The sequence below is a fragment of the Neobacillus mesonae genome (assembly GCF_001636315.1).
GTDB lineage: Bacteria > Bacillota > Bacilli > Bacillales > Cytobacillaceae > Neobacillus > Neobacillus mesonae.
Map to the genome: position 1 here is coordinate 4,276,738 of NZ_KV440949.1, position 22,004 is coordinate 4,298,741.

A 22,004-nucleotide genomic window follows, 5' to 3' on the forward strand; every position below is an offset into this window, starting at 1 on the left:
AAAACTTTAGGGGGGAACCTAATGAAGAAGAAAAGTATGCTCATGTTGGCTGCTTTAATGCTTGTCCTGTCAGCGTTCTTGGCAGCGTGCAGCGGCAGCAACAAAGCAGGGACAAAGAAAGAAGACGATAATAAAGGGAAGACTGAAGAAACAGCTGAGCCGCAAGATGGCGGTACATTAGTATACGCTCTTGATTCTGCTCCGGATGGAAAATTTAACTACGCGTTTTACGGAACTTCGACTGATGCTGAAGTCATTGACTTCTTTGATGAAAACCTCATCAAGTTTGATGACAAGCTGCAGCCTCAGTCAAATATTGCTTCTTGGAAAACAGAAGATAATAAAGTATATGATTTTGAATTCAAACAAGGTGTGAAATGGCAAAATGGTGAAGAATTATCAGTTAAAGACTGGGAATTCGCACTCAAAGTAATTGCTGACAAAGACTATGACGGCCCACGTTATGAAAACGTAAGAAACATCGTTGGTGTACAAGAATATCACGATGGTAAAGCTAAAGAAATCTCAGGTATCAAAGTAATTGACGACTACCATATTCAAATTACGTTTGATAAGGCTCGTGTAAATAACTTAGAAAACCTTTGGACATACCCAATGTCCCGCAAAGAATTTGAAGGCATTGCAGTAAAAGACATGATGTCTTCTGAACAAGTTCGTACAAAGCCTGTAGGTTTAGGACCATATAAGGTTACAAAAATCGTTCCAGGTGAATCCATCGAAATGGAACGCTTCAATGATTACTTCGGCGGAAAACCGCACATCGATAAAATTGTTATCAAAGTTATCGATCCATCACTTTCCGTTGGTGAACTTAAAAACGGTACACTTGATATGACATCATTCCATCCAAGCATTATTGATCAAGTAAAGGCGCTAGACAATGTAAATGCTGTTACTTACCCTGGCCTAAGCTATTACTATGTTGGTTTCAGATTAGGTACTTGGGATGGCAAGAAAAACGTTATGAACGAACCAAAATATCAAGATCTTAAACTGCGTGAAGCTATGTACTATGCGATTAATCGCGAAGAATGGGTAAAAGCGTTCTTCTTCGGTGTAGGTAAACCAGTTAACCGTCCTGTTCCAACAAATCACTGGATAGCAGCTCCAAATGATCAGTTAGAGCAATTTGCTTATGACCCTGAAAAAGCAAAGCAGCTTTTAGACGAAGCAGGGTACAAAGATGTTGATGGCGATGGCTTCCGTGAGGATCCAAACGGCAAGAAATTTGTTGTCAACTTCAGCCACTATGCAACGCAAAATCCAACATTTGAAGCTCGTGCAAAAGCATTGACTCAATATTGGGAAGAAGTTGGCTTAAAAACAAAACTATCAATGACTGATGTCAACCTATATTACGATATGCTTGAAAAAGGCGATAAGTCAATGGAAGTATTCTTTGGCGGATGGGGAACTGGTTCCGATCCGGATCCAACTCCTCTATGGAGCTCAAAAGCAGTTTGGAACTATCCACGCTGGGTAAATGCTGACAGTGACAAATTGCTTGCTGATGCAATTGATATGAGCGTAGTTGGTACAGATACAGAAAAACGTAAACAAATTTACGTTGATTGGCAGAAACTATTCATGAAAGAACTGCCTGCCCTTCCAATTGCGGAACTTGAAGAAACAATGGCAGTTGCCAAGCGAGTTCAAGGTGTTACATTTGACGTTTCTGGTATGAACCGTCCTAACAATTGGTGGATTAAACAATAATGACAGCAGTCTAACATGGTTTAAACTATGTTAATGGATGCGATTCATTACCATTAGCCTGCTATTATTCAAATCGGGTGAGGAATAGAAGAATTCATTCTTTTTTAATCCTCACCCATTTGAATCAATAGGCTACATACCTCACAACTGTGTTTAACATGGTTTATAGACAAGGAGAATGCACATGCTAAAGTATGCATTTCGAAGAATATTGGGCATGATTCCGATGCTATTCCTGATCTCCATCATTGTCTTCACCTTAGCGAAATTAATGCCTGGGGACTCTTTTGCTGGTGAAATTGATCCAAGAAATACAAACCCGCAATATATTCAAGAAATGCGGGAGAAATTAGGATATAATGATCCACTGCCACAACAGTATTTCAGATGGATTGGCAATTTTGCTCAGGGGGATTTTGGAAAATCAACACGCTATAAAATTCAAGTATCGGAAGTAATTAGTGAACGTCTGCCGAACACGATTATGCTCGGTCTAACCTCAATCATAATAACTTATTTCCTTGCATTTATTATGGGTACCTACGCGGGACGAAAGCCATATACACTTGGAGATAACCTAATAGGCGGACTGAATTATCTAGGATTGTCGATACCGTCCTTTGTTGCCGGGGTATTTGCCATTTTCCTATTTTCATTTACGCTTGGATGGTTTCCATCAAACGGTTCAGTTGATATTGGCGTAACCGAAGGAACTCTAGAATATTGGTTAAGCCGTTTTCACCATGTATTATTACCAGCTCTAGTTCTAGGATTATTAAGTACAGCTAGCTATACGCAATTTTTACGGAATGACATAATTGAAAACAGCCGAAAAGATTTTGTCCGCACTGCTCGTGCGAAAGGGACATCAGAAAGAAAAATTTATAATGTGCATATTTTAAGAAACTCGGTGATTCCGCTCATTACTTTCTTGGGCTTTGACCTTGTAGCCATCATCAGCGGCGCAATTATCACTGAAACAATCTTTACTTATCCCGGCCTGGGGCAGCTATTCCTGCAATCTGTTGGGACAAGGGATTATCCGGTTTTAATGACTTTGACAATGTTATTCTCATTCATAACCCTAATTGGCAACTTGGTTGCTGATATATTATATGGTGTTGTGGATCCGAGAATTAGGTTAGATTAGGGGGAGACAAAATGGAAGTAGTGACACAGAAAGATACAAATATAAAGACTCAACCCCCGAAAAAAAGTTTATCACCGTGGGCAATGGCACGCAGAAAATTCACAAAAAATAAATTAGCCATGACCAGTTTGATTTTTTTAATCATTGTTGCGATTGTCTCATTTCTCGCACCATATATCACAACGGCGGATGTTTCAAGGATTAATATCGGGCAAATGTCATTAGAACCTTCGAGTGAGCATTGGCTCGGTACGGATAAGGCCGGACGTGATGTCTTTACTCGTTTATTGTACGGGGGAAGAATTTCTCTCTTGGTTGGACTAAGTTGTACACTTTTTGTTATCTTCCTTGGGACATTAATTGGCTCCGTAGCCGGATATTTCGGTGGTGCGGTCGACAATTTATTAATGAGATTTACCGATTTAATCTTGAACTTTCCGTTCTTAGTGTTTGTTATTGTCCTAAACGCGATCCTATTTGGGAAGGTAAATGGTTTATGGGTATTAATTATCGTTATTAGTATCCTTAGCTGGGGCGGAATTGCACGGATTGTGCGCAGTAAGGTATTAGCAGAAAAAGAAAATGAATATATTACTGCAGCAATTTCAATTGGCTGTTCACCGGCTAAAATAATCGTAAAACACCTGCTGCCAAATATTTTATCAACCATTATTGTACAAGCGACTATTACGTTTGCAACCATGATTGTTGCCGAAACAGGATTAAGTTTCCTGGGCTTCGGTGTTCCGCAGGAAATTCCTAGCTGGGGAAATATGTTGAACTCCGCAAATGAACCAGATGTTCTTCAGTATAAACTATGGATTTGGATGCCTCCTGCATTGATTATTACAATTACAATTTTGTCTATTAATTTCATTGGAGAGGGAATTAAAGATGCCTTTAATCCTAAATCCAGAAGGTAAAAATCTACCATCCAGAAATGGTAGATTTTTTTCATGGAAAAGGGGAGAGGCGCAAATAATGCGTCCGGTCAATTTCTTTTAGGTAAAATATATAGATAACTTTTTTAGATAAATAAAGCTAAGCTCTGCTCACACCGCCTTTTTGGTTACCACTTTTGCAATACGTTAAGCATTTGTGCTTTATCCCCAAATTATATATCTTTAGGAATAAATTAACTACTACCTGCCCATACTGAGTGACAAATAGCTACTTGAAGTGAGGGGTTGTTATATGTTGTATCTTCATGATGTATGGGTGAATTGGTTTGAAGGGGAAGAGAACGGTTATAATATTTGCCATTTTCACGAATGGCGTAAAGATGATGCAGTAGAACTGCTAGACCAAGTTCCGCTAATAAGAGTAGAACCGGTTTTATTCCACTATATTGAGAATGATCTGGCAGAATTACCACAGCAGCTGTTAGATGATATTTTTCAAAAAGCATATCTTAGAAAAAATCACGAGAGAATCCAGCTGGAATATTGCTTTGTAGTAACGGATGGTACTGGAATTCTAGCTGTTGATACGATTGGTTATAACATTCCTATTCGCAAGAGCAGATTAATTCCAAGACAGGAACAATTGGTATATGAAATGATATCAGCCCACGAAGCAAAGAATTATCAATTTAATGGACATCAGAAAGAGAAGGAATTTCATATTTTATCCCCAGATCCGGAACTGATGAGAGGATTAACAAGAAAAGAACGTCAGTTAAAGCAATTATTATTCATGGCCCTTGATCAATTATTTTCATCGAGTAATGAAGCGGAAGTCCGTTATTGGTATACTGAATGGTGTCCCGAGCGTTATTCACTTATTCAAGAAATGAAATTTGACGTTGCTTGGGAGCAGTTGTTTGAAGAAACCAAATATGGATGGTCCGAAAAGCATGAAATATTCTGTGAAAATATTATTAAAGGACAGCCATTTTTTGAAAAACTTTGGGAAATGGAAAATGGGTCAAAAGTAAACTAAAAGCCTGTTGCAAAAGGTACATCTCGATACCTTTTGTAAATCAGGCTTTTTTTTCTATCTTTTTTTTCTTCCTAAACCCATTGCATTTTCCATTTTCTTAAGTGTCTTGTTTGCAACGGCATTAGCCTTTTCAGCACCGCGGTCTAAAATCTCATCAAGCTCGCTCGAATCTACAAGATGATAGTATTTTTCTTGAATTGGTTTTAAATAGTTTGCTACAACCTCAGCTAAATCTCCTTTGAAATCACCGTAACCTTTTCCACTATACATTGCTTCCAAATCAGCAATTGATTGACCTGAAAGGATAGAATAAATGGACAGTAAATTGGAGACACCAGGTTTGTTGTCTTTATCAAATTTAATAATTCCTTCAGAGTCCGTAACGGCGCTCTTAATTTTCTTCACAATTTGATTTGGTTCATCCAAAATCGAAATAAACCCTTTTTGATTCGGGTCCGATTTGCTCATTTTCTTTAGCGGATCTTGCAGTGACATAATACGGGCTCCAACTTTTGGTAGACTGATTTCGGGAATAGTTAAAATGTCATTATATTTTTTATTAAATCTTTCGGCTAAATCCCTCGTTAACTCCATATGCTGCTTTTGATCTTCACCTACTGGCACAAGGTCGGTATTATACAATAGAATATCTGCAGCCATCAGTGGCGGATACGTTAATAAGCTTGCGGATACAGCATCTTTTCCTGCTGATTTGTCTTTAAACTGGGTCATCCGTTCTAGTTCTCCGATATAGGAAATACATTGCATCATCCATCCGGCCTGTGCATGCGCAGGCACTTCCGATTGGATAAACAAAGTTGCCTTCTCTGGATCAATTCCTACAGCAAGATACAACGCTGCCAAGCTGCGAATATTTTTTCGAAGCTTTTGCGGGTCCTGCGGCACTGTGATTGCATGTTGATCAACGATACAGAAGAAGCAGTTATAATCATTTTGCAGCTCCACAAACTGTTTCAATGCTCCTAAATAATTGCCAAGTGTGATCATGCCGCTTGGCTGAATCCCAGAAAAAATTGTTTTCATTTTGATTTCCTCCTAAAAAATATATAAAAAAGCCATTCATCCCATAAATAGGGACGAATGGCTCGCGGTACCACCCTAATTACTCAGAAGCATCTGAGTCTCTTAAGTCTTGATTGTTTATAGCACAATCAAGCATCCTTGTAACGCAGGAAGACGTCAGTCCCTACTTTCTAAAACGGGTTCGGGGTGAAGCTCAAAAGTCCATTCCGCATTTCCATCATGTTTGTTTCCACCAGCCACAAACTCTCTGTAATGACTAAAAATACGTACTACTCTTTATCATTGCATTCTATTTAACATGTGATTACACCTATTATAAATGAAGCACATATTTAATTTCAAGTAAGTGAAAAATAATGAAGGAAGAAGCAGGTACTAAAAGTATATTGAAATAACTTAATTCTAGAATAATTTGTGTGAAAAACTATGCTAATATGAATAGTGGGAAAATTCTGTAAGCGTTATCAATTTTGTTGTTAAGTCGGCAAACGCTTTTTTGGGAAAGTCCAACAAACGCTGATTTAAAAGGGTTTTCAGGCTGTTGGAATTCAAAAAAATTGTCGTAAAGCAAAATTATAGCATATTTTTTTACTAGGAATACTTGTGATTAATGACAAAATAGAAAATTAATTTTCAAAAAGTAATGTACAAATAATTTTAAAATATGTATAATAGGCAATGTAGTAATTTTTCAGAAAAATAGAAAAGGGAGGTCTACCAGTGAAGAAAACTAAACTTTCACTACTTTTAGTTTTATCGCTAGTGTTAAGCATGTTCCTAGCCGCATGTTCAGGTGGAAAAGATAATGCTGACGGCGATAAAGGCAAGACAGGAGATACTGGTAAAAAGGATGTAAAGCAAGAACTACGTATTAATATCAGCACTGAGCCATTCTCACTACACCCAGGTCTTGCAAACGATTCCACTTCCGGCGGTGTCATCAGACAAATCTATGATGGCTTAACTCGTATCGGTAAAGATGGTAAGCCTGAAATGGCAGCAGCAGAAGATGTAAAAACTTCTGATGATTTAAAGACTTACACATTCAAGCTTCGTGATGCTAAATGGTCAAACGGAGATCCTGTAACTGCAGAAGACTTCGTTTATGCATGGCAATGGGCAGTTGACCCTGCAAACCAATCACAATATGCTTATCAGCTATACTATGTGAAAAACGGTCAGGCAATCAACGAAGGAAATGCAAAAGCTGATACACTTGGCGTAAAAGCTATTGATGACAAAACATTGGAAGTAACATTAGAAAACCCTACTCCTTATTTCTTGGAGTTAACAGCTTTCTACACATACTCTCCAGTTAATAGTAAAGTTGCGAAAGCAAACAAAGACTGGTATAAAGATGCTGGCGACCAATACACATCAAATGGTCCTTTCAAGATGGTTTCATGGGAGCACAGCAGCAAAATCGTTCTTGAAAAGAACGAAAATTATTGGGATGCTGCAAATGTTAAATTAACGAAAATTTCAATGGATATGATCAATGATGGTAATACAGAACTTAATATGTTTAAGAACGGTGAATTAGATTGGGCCGGTTCTCCTCTTGGAAAACTTCCAATTGATGTTCTTCCACAGTTAAAGTCTGATGGCTCACTTCATACGCAGCCAATCGCAGGGGTTTATTGGTATAAATTTAATACTGAAAAGCCACCATTGAACAATGCTAATATTCGTAAAGCACTTGCATATGCAATTAACCGTAAGGCAATTGTAGAAAACGTAACTCTTGGCGGACAAATTCCAGCAATGGCAGCTGTACCACCATCCATGATCAAAGAAAATGAGACAGGTTACTTCAAGGATAATGATGTTGCAAAAGCAAAAGAATTCTTAGCTGCAGGCTTAAAAGATCTTGGTTTAAGCGATGCGTCTAAGCTTCCAACCATCACTCTTTCTTATAATACTGATGAAGGGCATCAAAAGATTGCTCAAGCTATTCAGGATATGTGGAAGAAAGAGCTTGGCATCAATGTAAAACTTGAAAACGAAGAATGGAAAGTTTACATTACAAAACTTCATTCTGGTGATTATCAAATTGGCCGTATGGGCTGGTTAGGTGACTTTAACGATCCAATCAACTTCCTAGAGTTGTTCCGTGACAAAAAAGGCGGTAACAATGATACAAACTGGGAAAATCCTAAGTTTAAGCAATTGCTGACTGATTCTCAAACTGAATCTGATCCAGCAAAACGTTTACAAATGTTAAAAGATGCAGAAGCTATCTTTATGGATGAAATGCCAGTAGCACCAATCTATTTCTACACTAATAGCTGGGTTCAAAACGAGAAGTTGAAAGATGTCGTTGTATCTGGTCTTGGTGATGTACAATTTAAGTGGGCTCATTTCGAATAAACCCAATTAAATTTCTAATTAGAACAAAGGTATATGGGGAATTTCCCCGTATACCTTCGTTTCTGATTGGGGCCTTTTTAGCAAAATATGGAGGTGTGTCATTTGGTAAAATATATTAGCAAACGTATGCTTTATATGATTGTTTCTTTACTTATCATCATAACGGCAACGTTTTTCTTAATGAGAATAGCACCCGGAAACCCATTCACATCTGAAAAAAAATTACCTCCTGAAATTGAGGCAAGTCTTAATGCACACTATGGATTAGATAAGCCTTGGTATGTTCAATATGGGGATTATTTAGTAAGAATTGCTCAATGGGATTTTGGTCCATCGTTTAAATATGAATCACGGACTGTAAATGACTTGATCAACGATGGTTTTCCAGTTTCATTAACGCTTGGACTTGAGGCAATTCTTTTTGCGGTTGCTTTTGGAATTATCTTAGGGGTTATTGCCGCTTTAAGGCATAACAAATGGCAGGATTATACCGCAATGATTATAGCCGTTTTTGGTATATCGGTACCATCATTTATCATGGCTACTTTTTTACAATATATATTTGCGATGGAATTAAAGCTTTTTCCGGTCGCCCGTTGGGAAACGTTTTCACACACCATTTTACCTTCAATCGCACTTGGCTTATCGCCAATGGCTTTTATTGCACGATTAACAAGATCGAGCATGCTTGAGGTATTAAGCAATGACTATATTAAAACAGCAAAAGCAAAAGGGTTAAGCAGAGGGGCCATGATTATGAAGCATACGATACGTAATGCGATGCTTCCGGTCGTTTCGTACATGGGACCACTTGCTGCAGGTATTATTACAGGTAGTTTTGTTGTCGAAAAAATCTTTGGTATTCCAGGTTTAGGTTCCCACTTTGTTTTAAGTATTACTAACCGTGACTATACAGTCATAATGGGTGTTACCGTTTTCTATAGTATCTTATTATTAGTATCAATTCTCCTTGTCGACATTGCATATGGACTGATAGATCCTCGCATTAAACTGGCTGGCGGGAAGAAGGGAGAATAATTATGCAGCAAATTTCAAAAGAAAAATTTCAAATTGTTGGAGCAAAAACATCTGACGCAGAAAAAATTTCTAAGCCAAGCCTTTCTTTTTGGAAGGATGTAACTATTCGTTTCCGAAAAAACAAGCTTGCCATGTTTGGGATTGTATTGTTGATAATACTTATTTTCATGGCAATCTTTGGACCATATATGACTAAATTTGATTATTCTACAAATGATTTAATGAATACGAATAAACCGCCATCATCTACCCATTGGTTTGGAACTGATGACTTAGGCCGAGATATGTTTGCACGTACATGGCAAGGAGCACGTATCTCACTGTTTATCGGGGTTGCTGCTGCGTTAGTTGACTTTATTATCGGGGTTACTTGGGGTGGACTAGCTGGCTTTAAGGGCGGCCGTGTCGATGAAATCATGATGCGGATTGCCGATATTTTATATGGGGTTCCATATTTATTGCTAGTTATTTTACTAATGGTTGTATTAGGTGCAAATTTAACGACAATGATTATAGCAATGACGATAACCGGCTGGATTAATATGTCAAGGATTGTTCGTGGAGAAGTCCTATCATTAAAGAATCAGGAATATGTTTTAGCTGCAAGAACACTTGGAGCGGGCGTATCACGTATTATGGGCCGTCACTTAATCCCTAATGCGATGGGTTCAATTCTTGTAACAATGACATTGACTATTCCTTCCGCAATTTTTACGGAATCATTTTTAAGCTTCCTTGGTCTAGGGTTAACACCGCCATTAGCAAGCTGGGGAACAATGGCCAGTGATGGTTTAGCCTCAATCCAATATTATCCATGGCGTTTGTTTTTCCCGGCGATTTTAATTGCTTTGACCATTTTCGCATTTAACGTTATCGGTGATGGGCTGCGCGATGCTTTAGACCCACGATTACGGAATAAGGGGTGAGAACATGGAAAAGATACTTGAAGTAAAAGATTTAAGAGTCTCATTCCAGGTGTATGGAGGAGAAGTACAAGCTGTACGAGGGATTAACTTTGATCTTTATAAAGGTGAAACGCTTGCTGTTGTAGGAGAATCCGGTTCGGGTAAGTCAGTTTTGAATCAAACAATTATGAAGCTGATTCCAATGCCTCCAGGAAAAATCACAGGCGGGCAGATTCTTTTCCATGGCGAGGATATCGTTAAGAAATCAGATAAAGAGATGGAAAAAATCCGCGGAAAAGAAATTAGTATGATTTTCCAAGATCCAATGACTTCACTTAACCCAACGATGAAGGTCGGACATCAGATCATGGAGGTTTTACTCAAACACCAAAACATGAAATCACAGCAGGCAAAAGAACGGGCCGTTGAATTGCTTCGACTAGTAGGAATCCCCATGCCGGAAAAACGGGTGAATCAATATCCGCATGAGTTTTCCGGTGGGATGAGACAACGGGCCATGATTGCGATTGCGCTTGCGGCAAATCCAAGCTTGTTAATTGCCGACGAACCAACAACTGCGCTTGATGTTACGATTCAAGCACAGATTTTAGAATTAATGAAGGATTTACAAAAGAAAATGGATACGTCCATTATCTTTATTACCCATGACTTAGGTGTAGTTGCCAATGTAGCTGATAGGGTCGCTGTCATGTATGCGGGACAAATTGTTGAAATTGGTACCGTTGATGAAATTTTCTATGACCCGCGCCATCCATACACTTGGGGACTGTTAGCATCAATGCCAAGTTTGGATAGTGATCATAAGACAGAACTTGCCGCAATTCCAGGCACACCGCCGGATTTAACAAATCCTCCAAAAGGTGATGCATTCGCTGCTAGAAATCAATATGCAATGGCGATTGATTTTGAGGAAGAGCCGCCAATGTTCCAAGTTTCAGAAACTCATTTTGCCAAAACATGGCTGCTGCATCCGGATGCCCCTAAAGTAGAGCCGCCGGAAGCAGTTAAAATAAAGATGCGAAAATTATCCTCTACCTTTGAAAAACCAGTACTTGTGAAGGAGGGGAAATAAATGGCGGAAAAATTAGTAGAAATTAAACATTTAAAGCAGTATTTTAATATCGGCCGTCCCAATCAGGTAAAAGCTGTGGATGATGTTAGCTTCGATATTTACAAAGGCGAAACATTAGGGCTTGTTGGTGAATCAGGCTGTGGAAAATCGACAACCGGACGAACAATTATCCGCCTTTATGATGCGACAAGTGGACAAGTCTTGTTTAATGGTGAGAATGTCCACGGCAGAAAGTCTATATCGGAATTAAAAAAATTCAACCGAAAAATGCAAATGATTTTCCAAGACCCATATGCCTCCTTGAACCCAAGGATGACGGTCGCTGATATTATTGCTGAGGGTATTGATATTCACGGCTTGACTAAAAACAAAAAAGAGCGGATGGAGCGTGTATATCAGCTGCTTGAAACGGTTGGTTTAAATAAAGAGCACGCTAATCGTTATCCGCATGAATTTTCCGGTGGTCAAAGGCAAAGAATTGGAATTGCCAGAGCTTTAGCTGTTGAGCCAGAGTTTATCATTGCAGACGAACCAATCTCAGCTCTAGACGTTTCAATCCAAGCTCAGGTTGTTAATTTAATGAAAAAATTGCAGCGGGAAAAAGGGCTTACGTATTTATTTATTGCCCATGATTTATCCATGGTAAAATACATTAGTGACCGAATTGGGGTTATGTATTTTGGAAAGCTCGTAGAATTGGCCCCGGCTGATGATCTTTATAAAAATGCGATGCATCCATATACTAAATCGCTCTTATCGGCAATCCCGCTTCCAGACCCTGAGTCTGAAAGAACCCGCCGCCGGATTTTATATGATCCAGCATCACACCATTACGCTGAAAACGAAAAACTTGAAATGCGAGAAATTTCGCCAGGTCATTTAGTATACTGCTCCGAAAAAGAATTTGAACAATATAAAAAAGAATATAAAAAATAAAACGGTCTCCATGACCGTCAGGCTGTCGAAAAACTTTCGATAGCCTTTTATTTTATATAAATACTTTAATATTTCACCGCGTTAATTTATTATAATATTATTAAGATATATGCCTTTCAATAGGTCTGTTGATTTCCGCTCCAGGCGGCTTCGCTTTCCGCGGGCGTGCCGGGGAGCCTCCTCGGCGCTGAAGCGCCTGCGGGGTCTCCCCCTGCCCCGTACTCCCGCAGGAGTCTTCGCCGCCTTCCGCTCCAATCAACAGTCTGTTATTAATAAAGAGCTTCCGTTCAACTAATAAATAATTAAAAAGAAGTGGTGAAAACAATGTTTAAGCCAAAAGAGTTTAGCCAAAGTGAATATGAATTTGTGAGTATTGATGAGTTAGTTCCAGACGACCACCTCCTTCGCTTGATTGACAAATACATTGATTTTTCATTTCTTCTAGAAAAAGTTCGTCCTTATTATAGTCATGATAACAGACGCCCTACTGAGCCCCTTATTCTTTTTAAAATGATGTTTATTGGGTACATTTACAGCATTCGTTCTGAATGTCAATTAGAAAGGGAAATAAGGACAAACGTCGCCTACCGCTGGTTTATTTCCTAAATGGAAATTCTCGTATGATAAAGACCGTAATCTATATGTTTTTCCTAATAAGCAAGAATTAACGTACAAAACAACTAACCGGGAGGGACATCGAGAATACAAGGCAGATCCAAAGAAATGTGAAAACTGCCCACTTCTTTCCCAATGTACACGATCTAAAAATAAGGTCAAGGTAGTGACACGTCATGTTTGGGGAGAGCACAAAGAAAAGGTTAGATTAAACCGTTTATCAAAATCGGGAAAAATACTTTATAAATTTAGAAAGGAAAAAATTGAGCGAAGCTTTGCAGATTCAAAAGAACTGCATGGGCATCGCTACTGCCGGTTACGGGGATTGAAGAAAGCAAGTGAACAGGCTCTCCTTACGGCAGCCTGCCAAAATATAAAAAAAAATTGCAACACACTTAGCTAGGATAGAAAAAGTTTGTTGCAATACTTCAGGTTGATTTGCCCCCTGTTGATTGGAGCGGAGGGCACTCGACTCCTGCGGGATAGAGAGGTCACTGGAGACCCCACAGGCGCTAAAGCGCCGCGGAGGCTCCAGGAACCTCCCCGCGGAAAGCGAGTGCCCGGAGCGGAAATCAACAGGCCCGTTAGCATAGCTAATCTTTTAATAAAAAGCAGTATTTTAGGTCTGACAAAATGAAAAATTGTCGAGAAAAATACCCTTTCTCGACAATCTGACGGTCTCCATGACCGTTTTATTTTTTTATATTTAAATGCTTTCTAAATATATTGAAAATTATTGACAATATTGTGACAAAACAGGAAAATAATAAAGTAACTATGTATAGCAATATAGTATAAGCAAAGGGGGACAAGGATGAGAATTTTACAGCAAACTATTTTTATTTTCCTTCTAATCATCTTTCTTGCTGCCATGCCGTCGATCATCGTAATCAACCCAAACGGACTAAATATTTCTTTCGATGCTAGCCATCTTGGAAAATTATATGGCCAGTTTATAACGGAACTTGCAAGCGGGAGTTTAGGTACATATCAGCTTGGTGATCAAGTAAGGCTTATTTCCGAGGATATAAAAGGTAATGTCATGATTAGCTTATTTATATTGCTGATAGGGGTGCTCGCGGCAGTAATAATAGGATTATTATTTGGGGTATTTTTAAGCCGTTTTATCATTACGCGATTCTTTAATATGCTGCTAAATATTTTAGCTACCATACCCGATTTTATTTTAATTGTTTTTTCATTAGTTTTGGCAATCAAAATCTACGAGGTTACCGGTGTCAGAATCATTTCTTTAAGGCCTGATGCAGGAGCGCTAAATCTTTGGTATCCGATAGTACTAACGGGTATAGCACCAACTCTTTATATGTTTAAATTGCTTGCCGTGCAATATTATCAGACAAGCGGAGAAGATTATATCCGTACGGCAGTTTCAAAAGGAATGCGGGTAAATTACATAAACTTTCAACATGTGTATAAGAATATAGAGCCATTCATTATAGCGGAACTAACAAAGGTGGTTTCTTTAGCTATTGGTAACCTATTTATTATTGAATACTTGCTTAATGTTCCAGGTATAACGAAATTTATTTTCCAAAACAATGAATTTCAACCAATTTCTATCGGACTTTTTTCCATGCTATTGATTTCTTTAATCGTTTATTTTTCTATTAGATTACTACTTTATATCTTTAAACGAGGATTTATATATGAATAGATTATTTTCTATTAATTATTCTTTATATGCCGGGATATTATTATCAGCTATTCTAATCTTTCTTGCCATATTTGGACCTATTTTAGCGCCGCATACATTGACGGAGACTCTTAAGTTGCGCTATGAAAATGGGACCATATTTGCACCTCCGCTTGGTCCATTTAAATCAAATGAGTTCCTGCTTGGGACAGATCAATCAGGATATGATTTGCTATCAATGATTTTATATGGAATTCGATATACCATCATTATTTCGTTTACTGTGACGCTATTCAAAATGACAGCAGGAACGCTTATTGGGTTATATGTTGGTACTTGGAAGAAAACACCGCAATGGCTTGAGGCATTTGAAAATGCTTGGAGTTATGTGCCGCTTTTTCTGATTATGTTTTTCTTTCTTAGGCCGATTACGTTTAATGTAATGCTGGACCCAAATGTGCTGGTTTTCTACTTTATTATTATTGCATCAATTGTTAGTACTCCAAGTATTGTGTCCTCGGTCCGAAAAAAGTCAAGAGAAATCTCAACCGCAACCTTCATCGAAGCAGCACGGACTTTAGGTGCAAATCGTCATCGACTTGTTTGGAAGCATATTTTCCCACAGCTTAAGGAATCGCTCCTGGTAATGTTTATTTTGGAAATAGTGCAAGTGATTGCCTTAATGGGACAGCTCGCCTTAATGAAAATTTTTATTGGCGGTACCATATATAGACCTGATAACCAAATCTATTTATCAATCACAAAAGAAATTTCCGGACTGGTCGGAGCGGCGCGGGAAAGTATTTATAGTAATTCAACTTATATATTATACGTTCCATTAATCCTATTGTTAATTATCACTATTTCCTTTAGCTTATTAGCAAATGGCTTGAAAAATCGTTTTCAGTCTAATTATCAACGTACACCTTGGATAAAGACAGGCTTTGAACCCTTATTAAGGCCTAAGAGAAAGGTTTATAAAAAAAAGCGCAGCTTCTATCTAACCGGTGAAAGCCTAGCCTTCGTTGTCCTAATTCTCACTTTTGTGGGGTTCGGAACATATGTCTATATAACAAAGGATAACGATATCGGGGTGAAAAATTATAGCAGAGCAGCGTACTACTTGAATTTGAAAATGGGCAACGAAGGTAAATTTACGACCAATGCAAAAATTACTGTAACTAATGAATCCGATAATAAATGGGAAGATCTCGTTTTTTATTTTATTCCGAATGCATTTACAAAAGGTCATTCCATTAAATCTGTTAAAGGGTTTTCAGTTGTTGATATAAAAGAGATCAAAGTAAATGGAGAAAAAGCGGATTTTTCCTTGAATCATGATACATTAAGAATCCTGCTAAATAAGAAAATGGAAAGCAGGGAGCAGGCAAAGGTTGAAATAATCTATCAGTTTACTGTTCCGGGAGAAGGTAGCCGGTTTTCCAAAGTAAAGGATCATTACTATCTTGCACAGTGGTATCCTATGCTGGCAACATTTCAAAATGGAAAATGGAATAAAGAGGATTATCAGGATGGTTTTGAAACCTTCCACACCGATTTTTCCAATTATGTGGTTCATTATGAAATTCCAAAAGAATACTCCTTCATTTCTACTGCAGATAAAGATCCGGGATTAAACGAACACAAAGGTCAAGTGAAAGTTAAAAAAGTACGGGATTTCTTCATTGCTGTGGTTAAAGATTTCAAAATGTATACCACTGCTGTTAATGGAGTAGAGGTTCGCTTATTTACAAAAGAGGATCATGATAAAGCACCGAAGGATACTTTAAAACTTGCAAAAAAAGCTTTAGATTTTTATCAAAAAAATATTGGTGAATACCCGCTTTCACAATTAGATGTTATCTTAGATAATGGTCAGAATATGGAGTACCCTGGAATTATTACGGTAGACCCATACCATGACAATTCACAGTTTTTCAAAATTGCACTTGTTCATGAAATCGCCCACCAATACTTTTATGGTGTTGTCTCAAATGATCAGTATCATGAAGCATGGCTGGATGAAGGGTTTACTGAATTTGCCACAAATATGTATTTTTATTTAGCGGAACATCAAGGGCCATATCAGGCGCAGGCATTCTCCATGTACAGGATGAGGAAAATAGAAGAACTTGGATTGGGCAGTCAGATTTCCAATGTCCCATTATCTGAACATCCGAATGCAGGTTATATTTATGGTCAGCCGGCACTAAAGTTGTTCGAATTAATTAATCATAAACATGATGTAAGAAGGGAGGACTTAAATACATCAATTGTGAATTACTTGGCAGCTTACTATAACCGTTTTAAATATAAGGAAGTGAACACACCAGAGTTTATTCGATTTACAATGGATTACTATCAAGTGCCGGAAGAATACTTCAACGATTGGTTATCTATAAGAGAATAAGAAAAAGGACAAAACGCCAGCGTTTTGTCCTTTTCTTTATTTCTTCTTCCCACCAACAGCCTTCCAGCCGGTTTGGAAACGGGCATTCTGATCCACATATTCACTGCGGCGCTTTCCGCCAAACAGCCTTTCCCCGATACCATTTGTAATGTCACCCATAAATGCGGTAATTCCAATAATTAATAAGGCAACAACAACTAAATCCGTTATGTAAGCACCCATTAAAGTCCCTCCATTTATTATAATCAAATATTTGCAATGCAAAATATTGAATATCCCTCCCCCTTATTTTAAAAGAACTGAGACTTTATTTAAAGGGGAAAGTTTATTAAGTTTATGACAGTATTGTATGCGTTTTCATTTAGGTTTTATTATTGAGAAAATAGGGAAATTGTCTCTTGTTAAAAAGGTTTAAATTGTATATAACGGTGGTATAAGAAAAAATAACAAGAACATGCCCGCAAAAAAATATTTTAAGAAACGACATTATATGAAAGGACAAATGAAATCATTAAAAACTTTTTAGCAAAAAAGAATAAAAAAGTGAAACTTTTGCCCAAATTAAACGTTTAATATAGTAGGACTGGAAAAAGCGCTGCTTGTATGCTACTAAACAATATTTTTAGAAAAAGGGATACCCTTTTCAGAAACAGTGGTGTATAATAAACAATAGAAATTACTTATTTATAATAATTTTAATTATTGATTTTTCTTATCTATGCATATACAAAATTTCTATTTATATAGTGGATTGCAAATAAAAGAGGAGTGTGAAGAACAAATGGTAACATTATACACTTCACCTAGTTGTACATCATGTCGAAAAGCAAAATCTTGGCTGGAAGAGCATGAAATTCCGTATAAGGAAAGAAATATATTTTCTGAACCTTTATCCATGGAAGAAATTAAAGAAATTCTCCGAATGACGGAGGATGGTACAGATGAAATTATTTCAACGAGATCAAAGACATTCCAAAAATTAGATGTTAATTTGGATTCTATGCCTTTGCAAGACTTATTTAAATTAATAAAGGAAAATCCAGGTCTGCTTAGACGTCCAATCATTATTGATGAAAAGCGTCTTCAGGTTGGATACAATGAAGACGAGATTCGTCGTTTTCTCCCTAGAAAGGTTAGGACCTACCAGTTACGCGAAGCACAGCGTATGGTTAATTAATAGCAAAGCCTCTTATTAAAAGAGGCTTTTTTTTTATCAAACTGTTTGTGGTTTTTCCTTTTATTTGCTACAATTAAAGGAATATCCTTAATTAATTTCCTAAGACAAAATGCTTCTGTATACTGTAAATAGGCATTTTCACCGTTTTGTTTTATTTCGGATTTTTTATTTCCCTTAACAGTGATTTTGTCATAAAATGAGAGTACAGGGGTATTTAGTTTTCAGAAGGGGAGAACCCCTATATTAATGGAATAACCCTCTTTGTTGGAGTGAATACTAAGATGCATTATCTGCCTGGGGGTATTTTGTCCCTTCAATATGGACAATGGAGGGGAGAGGTAAAGATGGAAATTGAACGTATCAATGAATATACAGTAAAATTTTATATTTCCTATGTTGATATAGAAGAGAGAGGCTTTGATCGTGAAGAAATTTGGTACAATCGCGAACGAAGTGAAGAACTCTTTTGGGAAATGATGGATGAAGTTCATGAAGAAGAGGAATTCTCGATGGAAGGACCGCTTTGGATTCAAGTTCAAGCACTTGATAAAGGATTGGAAGTGCTTGTTACTAGGGCACAGCTTTCCAAGGATGGTCAAAAGTTTGAGCTTCCAATCCCAAATAGTAAAGTAAATGATTTGCCTGTCGATGAGAAAATCGAAGAAATCTTGGATCAGCATTTTAATCCGAACTATTCTGATGACGATATCCTTGATGATGATACTTTAGAATTCATCCTTGCCTTTAAAGATTTCGAAGATGTGATCAGCCTAAGCTCTAGGCCAGGTTTGGACGATATGATAACAAAGCTGTATCATTTTGAAGGTAAATATTATTTATACGTAGAATTTCCAGAAGATGAATTTGAGGAAGAGGAAATTGATGATATTTTAAGTGTTCTGCTGGAATACGGCTATGAAACCCAGCTAACGATTCATCGAATTCAAGAGTATGGAAAAGAAATAATAGCTGATAATGTTTTTGCTGAATTACGAAAATATTTTAGTTAACGAAAGTGCCGATTTCAAAATTGAAATCGGTATTTTACATATTGAAAATATACTATTGTCTGGTAGGTGAGGGTATGAAAAATACAGTAAGGGTGATCCTTTTCCTATTGGTACTATCCATCCTTTTGTTTTTCTTTCGGGACCGGTTGGAGAGCGGTGTTTTGGGCTTTCTTAGCGTGATGATTTCATTATCTGTTATTTTTATTGGATTTGTTATCTTTTTGGAGAATCGTCATCCATCCCAAACAATCACATGGCTTGTCGTACTTGGGAGCTTCCCGCTTGTGGGCTTTATTTTTTATCTCTTGTTTGGCCGAAATTATCGTAAAGAAAAAATGTACCGAGAAAAATATTTTCTTGATAAACAAGCATTTTTAACGGTTGAGGGTGATGATGACCCGAGAAGCGAGGAGAAGCGAGCTTTAATGGGAGAACATCACGGACAGTTATTTACCTTAGCACAAAAGCTTGGAAATAGTCCGATTTCCTTCGATACTGCGACAAATGTATTAACAAATGGGGAAGAAACCTTTCGTCATATTATTCAAGAATTAAAAAAAGCCAGGCACCATATCCATATGGAATACTATATTGTCCGGCATGACGAGATTGGTCAGGAAATTAAAAATATATTAATGGAAAAAGCAAATCAAGGAGTCAAGGTACGTTTTATGTTTGATGCGGTTGGTTCCTGGAAGCTTTCTAAGACATTTATCAATCAATTAAAAAATGCCGGAGTTGAAACTGTCCCATTTGGGCCGGTTAGATTACCTTTTTTAAACAATAAATTTAATTTCCGCAATCACCGTAAAATTGTTGTGATTGATGGCAACATTGGATTTGTCGGTGGATTAAATATTGGAGATGAATATCTTGGCCGGGATAAAAATATTGGTTTTTGGCGGGATACGCATTTAATGTTAAGAGGAGAGGCTGTCCGGAGTTTACAGCTAATTTTTCTGCAAGATTGGTACTACATGACAAATCACAGTTTTTTAACAGCGGAATATTTATCGCCACAAATTGATCATAAAAGCCATGGCGGTGTCCAGCTGATTGCGGGAGGACCCGATAATGAATGGAGTGTCATCAAAAATATCTTTTTCTCGATGATTACCGCGGCAAAAAAGTCAGTTTGGATTGCATCCCCATATTTTATTCCCGATGAGGATATTTTTTCTGCCTTGAAGGTCGCTGCCTTAAGCGGTATTGATGTTAGATTGCTTGTTCCTAACCGGCCTGATAAGCGAATTGTTTTTCATGCGTCAAGGTCATACTTTCCGGAACTGCTTGAAGCCGGGGTGAAAATTTACGAATATGAACGAGGTTTTATGCACAGTAAAATTGTTATTGTTGATGATGAATTGGCCTCAATAGGAACCTCTAATATGGACATGCGCAGCTTTCATTTGAATTTTGAAGTCAATGCCTTCTTGTTCAGAACGAAAAGCACGGAAAAACTTGTTGAAGAATATGTGAATGACCTGCAATACTCCAAACAAATGGACTTAAAAGCATTTGAAGAGCGGCATATAGGCTTTCGCCTGCTGGAATCGACCGCACGTCTTCTGTCACCGCTATTGTAAAAAACTCGTCACTTTTGACGAGTTTTTTTAAAAGGATTCCTGCTAAATTTGTCGAATAGTGTTTACATGAAAGGAGGGATTCACTTGTTAACAGCATCGACAAAAGCAGGGAAAACGATCTGTCTCGGAAATGAATATAGGAAAGAAACTCTTATTTCGCTTAGAGAAAAAGAAGAGTTTATCTGCCCGATTTGTGGTGAGGGTGTGATTCTTAAATTGGGAAACCAGCGAATTTTCCATTTTGCGCACAAAAGAGGGGGGACATGTGCTGATTTTTTTGATGGAGAAACCGAAAATCATTTGGAAGGAAAGCTGCAGTTGTATCGCTGGCTGATTGGTCAAAAAATTCCTGCCATCTTAGAGTATTATGACCGTGAGATTCAGCAGCGGCCCGATATAATGTTCAAGTATCAAGGACATAAATACGCATTAGAATATCAGTGTTCACCTTTACCAGAGCAGGTTTTTATTAAACGGACAAGGACATACTTACAAAATGGGTATATACCGATTTGGATAATCTCCAGTGAGCAGCTTCATTTTAAGAAGAATAATATCGTTTCTTTAGCAAACTTTCACTATTTATTTCTACGTTCATCTGAGAAGGGGAGTTTATATATACCTGCCTATTGCCCCGAAAAAAGATTTTTTCACTTCCTGGATTCCATCATACCTTTTTCAGTTAAAAATGCGTTTGCACACCATTCTGTCCATCGGCTTGATAACACCAATTTACAACATTTATTAGCCCCGGCTCGTTCTTTTTATAAGATTTCTTTTACAAAATGGGAAGCGGAAGTCAATCACTTTAAACTTCATTGGGGATTAAGTTCAGGGGCGCGCTCAAATCACTTTCTGTATGATTTGTATAATCATAATTTGAACCTGTTTTTATTGCCTTGCGAAATCGGTTTGCCGGTCCCGCATTCTTTATTTTTCCAAACTTCGCCTATTGTCTGGCAAACTTATCTATATTTTGATGTTCTGATGGGAAGAACTCAAGGTGATCTTTGCACTCTAGGTGAGATCAAATACCTGATTAACAGAAGAATCAAGCGAAAAGAACTGATTGTTCGGCATTTGCCGCAGCTTGACTCAGTGCCTTATATGGAGGCGGTAATGGACTATTTTTTCTTATTAGAGCGACTAGGGGTTTTAACTAAAATATCTGAAACGACCTTTCAGCTGAAGAAAAAATTTATTATACCAGGGTCGAATCGTGAGAAGGAAGAAATGAAAGATCTATTTCATCAAAAAATAAAAGCATTCTCCAGGAATAATAAATGAAAATTAAGCAATGGGTATAATAAAGAGGAGGGCTTCGTCTTTTTCTCGATT

General features: G+C 37.7%; 17 protein-coding genes, 1 pseudogene and 1 other annotated feature. Of the genes and pseudogenes, 16 read left to right on the forward strand and 2 right to left on the reverse strand.

The annotated features are described in order from the left end of the window. Positions 1–21: 21 nt before the first annotated feature. From opp4A to A6749_RS20020, 4 genes are all read left to right on the forward strand, one after another. A complete protein-coding gene (gene opp4A / locus A6749_RS20005; RefSeq protein ID WP_066395008.1) occupies positions 22–1,737 on the forward strand; it encodes an oligopeptide ABC transporter substrate-binding protein in 1,716 nt (571 codons plus the stop codon). A 184-nt stretch (positions 1,738–1,921) separates the two neighbouring features. Then, positions 1,922–2,887 carry an oligopeptide ABC transporter permease gene (opp4B, locus tag A6749_RS20010; RefSeq protein WP_066395011.1) on the forward strand — a complete coding sequence of 322 codons (966 nt, stop codon included), beginning with the start codon at positions 1,922–1,924 and terminating at the stop codon, positions 2,885–2,887. Between the two features lie 11 nt (positions 2,888–2,898). Continuing rightward, entirely contained in the window at positions 2,899–3,810 is a 912-nt protein-coding gene (gene opp4C, locus A6749_RS20015) for an oligopeptide ABC transporter permease (protein WP_066395018.1), read from the forward strand. A gap of 271 nt (positions 3,811–4,081) precedes the next feature. Further along, the gene (locus A6749_RS20020; RefSeq protein ID WP_066395021.1) at positions 4,082–4,828 is read left to right on the forward strand and encodes a YjbA family protein; all 747 of its coding nucleotides are present in this window, start codon (positions 4,082–4,084) and stop codon (positions 4,826–4,828) included. Positions 4,829–4,882: 54 nt separating this feature from the next. On the opposite strand, the gene trpS is transcribed toward A6749_RS20020, so the two are convergent. Continuing rightward, entirely contained in the window at positions 4,883–5,872 is a 990-nt protein-coding gene (gene trpS / locus A6749_RS20025; RefSeq protein ID WP_066395023.1) for a tryptophan--tRNA ligase, read from the reverse strand. 46 nt (positions 5,873–5,918) lie between these two features. Continuing rightward, positions 5,919–6,164, reverse strand: a binding site (T-box leader). A 479-nt stretch (positions 6,165–6,643) separates the two neighbouring features. Between trpS and A6749_RS20030 the strand changes: the two genes are divergently transcribed. The 8 genes and pseudogenes from A6749_RS20030 (at position 6,644) to A6749_RS20075 (ending at position 16,893) form a co-directional block, all read left to right on the forward strand. Beyond that, the gene (locus A6749_RS20030; RefSeq protein WP_066401065.1) at positions 6,644–8,242 is read left to right on the forward strand and encodes a peptide ABC transporter substrate-binding protein; all 1,599 of its coding nucleotides are present in this window, start codon (positions 6,644–6,646) and stop codon (positions 8,240–8,242) included. Positions 8,243–8,344: 102 nt separating this feature from the next. After that, complete coding sequence (locus A6749_RS20035; protein WP_066395026.1) at positions 8,345–9,280, forward strand: ABC transporter permease; 936 nt, start codon at positions 8,345–8,347, stop codon at positions 9,278–9,280. A 2-nt stretch (positions 9,281–9,282) separates the two neighbouring features. Then, positions 9,283–10,206, forward strand: coding sequence for an ABC transporter permease (locus tag A6749_RS20040; protein ID WP_066395034.1), 924 nt, complete (start codon positions 9,283–9,285; stop codon positions 10,204–10,206). A gap of 4 nt (positions 10,207–10,210) precedes the next feature. Beyond that, positions 10,211–11,278, forward strand: coding sequence for an ABC transporter ATP-binding protein (locus A6749_RS20045; protein ID WP_066395037.1), 1,068 nt, complete (start codon positions 10,211–10,213; stop codon positions 11,276–11,278). Further along, positions 11,279–12,214, forward strand: coding sequence for an ABC transporter ATP-binding protein (locus A6749_RS20050; RefSeq protein ID WP_066395040.1), 936 nt, complete (start codon positions 11,279–11,281; stop codon positions 12,212–12,214). Positions 12,215–12,538: 324 nt separating this feature from the next. After that, a pseudogene (locus A6749_RS27805) lies at positions 12,539–13,232 on the forward strand (transposase). A gap of 411 nt (positions 13,233–13,643) precedes the next feature. Continuing rightward, positions 13,644–14,504: an ABC transporter permease subunit gene (locus A6749_RS20070; RefSeq protein WP_066395052.1), complete on the forward strand. Its 861-nt coding sequence runs from the start codon at positions 13,644–13,646 to the stop codon at positions 14,502–14,504. Then, positions 14,497–16,893 (forward strand): ABC transporter permease subunit, encoded by a 2,397-nt coding sequence (locus tag A6749_RS20075; protein WP_066395058.1) that lies wholly within the window; start codon positions 14,497–14,499, stop codon positions 16,891–16,893. The genes A6749_RS20070 and A6749_RS20075 overlap by 8 nt, the downstream gene beginning before the upstream one ends. A 36-nt stretch (positions 16,894–16,929) precedes the next feature. Here A6749_RS20075 and A6749_RS20080 read toward each other — a convergent pair whose 3' ends face one another. After that, on the reverse strand, positions 16,930–17,115 hold the full coding sequence (locus A6749_RS20080; RefSeq protein ID WP_066395065.1) for a hypothetical protein: 186 nt from the start codon (positions 17,113–17,115) through the stop codon (positions 16,930–16,932). Between the two features lie 559 nt (positions 17,116–17,674). Here A6749_RS20080 and spxA point away from each other — a divergent pair. From spxA to A6749_RS20100, 4 genes are all read left to right on the forward strand, one after another. Continuing rightward, complete coding sequence (gene spxA, locus A6749_RS20085) at positions 17,675–18,070, forward strand: transcriptional regulator SpxA (RefSeq protein WP_066395071.1); 396 nt, start codon at positions 17,675–17,677, stop codon at positions 18,068–18,070. Between the two features lie 344 nt (positions 18,071–18,414). After that, positions 18,415–19,080, forward strand: coding sequence for an adaptor protein MecA (mecA, locus tag A6749_RS20090; protein ID WP_066395073.1), 666 nt, complete (start codon positions 18,415–18,417; stop codon positions 19,078–19,080). A 74-nt stretch (positions 19,081–19,154) separates the two neighbouring features. Then, a complete protein-coding gene (cls, locus tag A6749_RS20095; RefSeq protein ID WP_066395074.1) occupies positions 19,155–20,666 on the forward strand; it encodes a cardiolipin synthase in 1,512 nt (503 codons plus the stop codon). Between the two features lie 84 nt (positions 20,667–20,750). Continuing rightward, a complete protein-coding gene (locus A6749_RS20100) occupies positions 20,751–21,953 on the forward strand; it encodes a competence protein CoiA (protein ID WP_066395082.1) in 1,203 nt (400 codons plus the stop codon). The last annotated feature ends 51 nt before the right edge of the window (positions 21,954–22,004 follow it).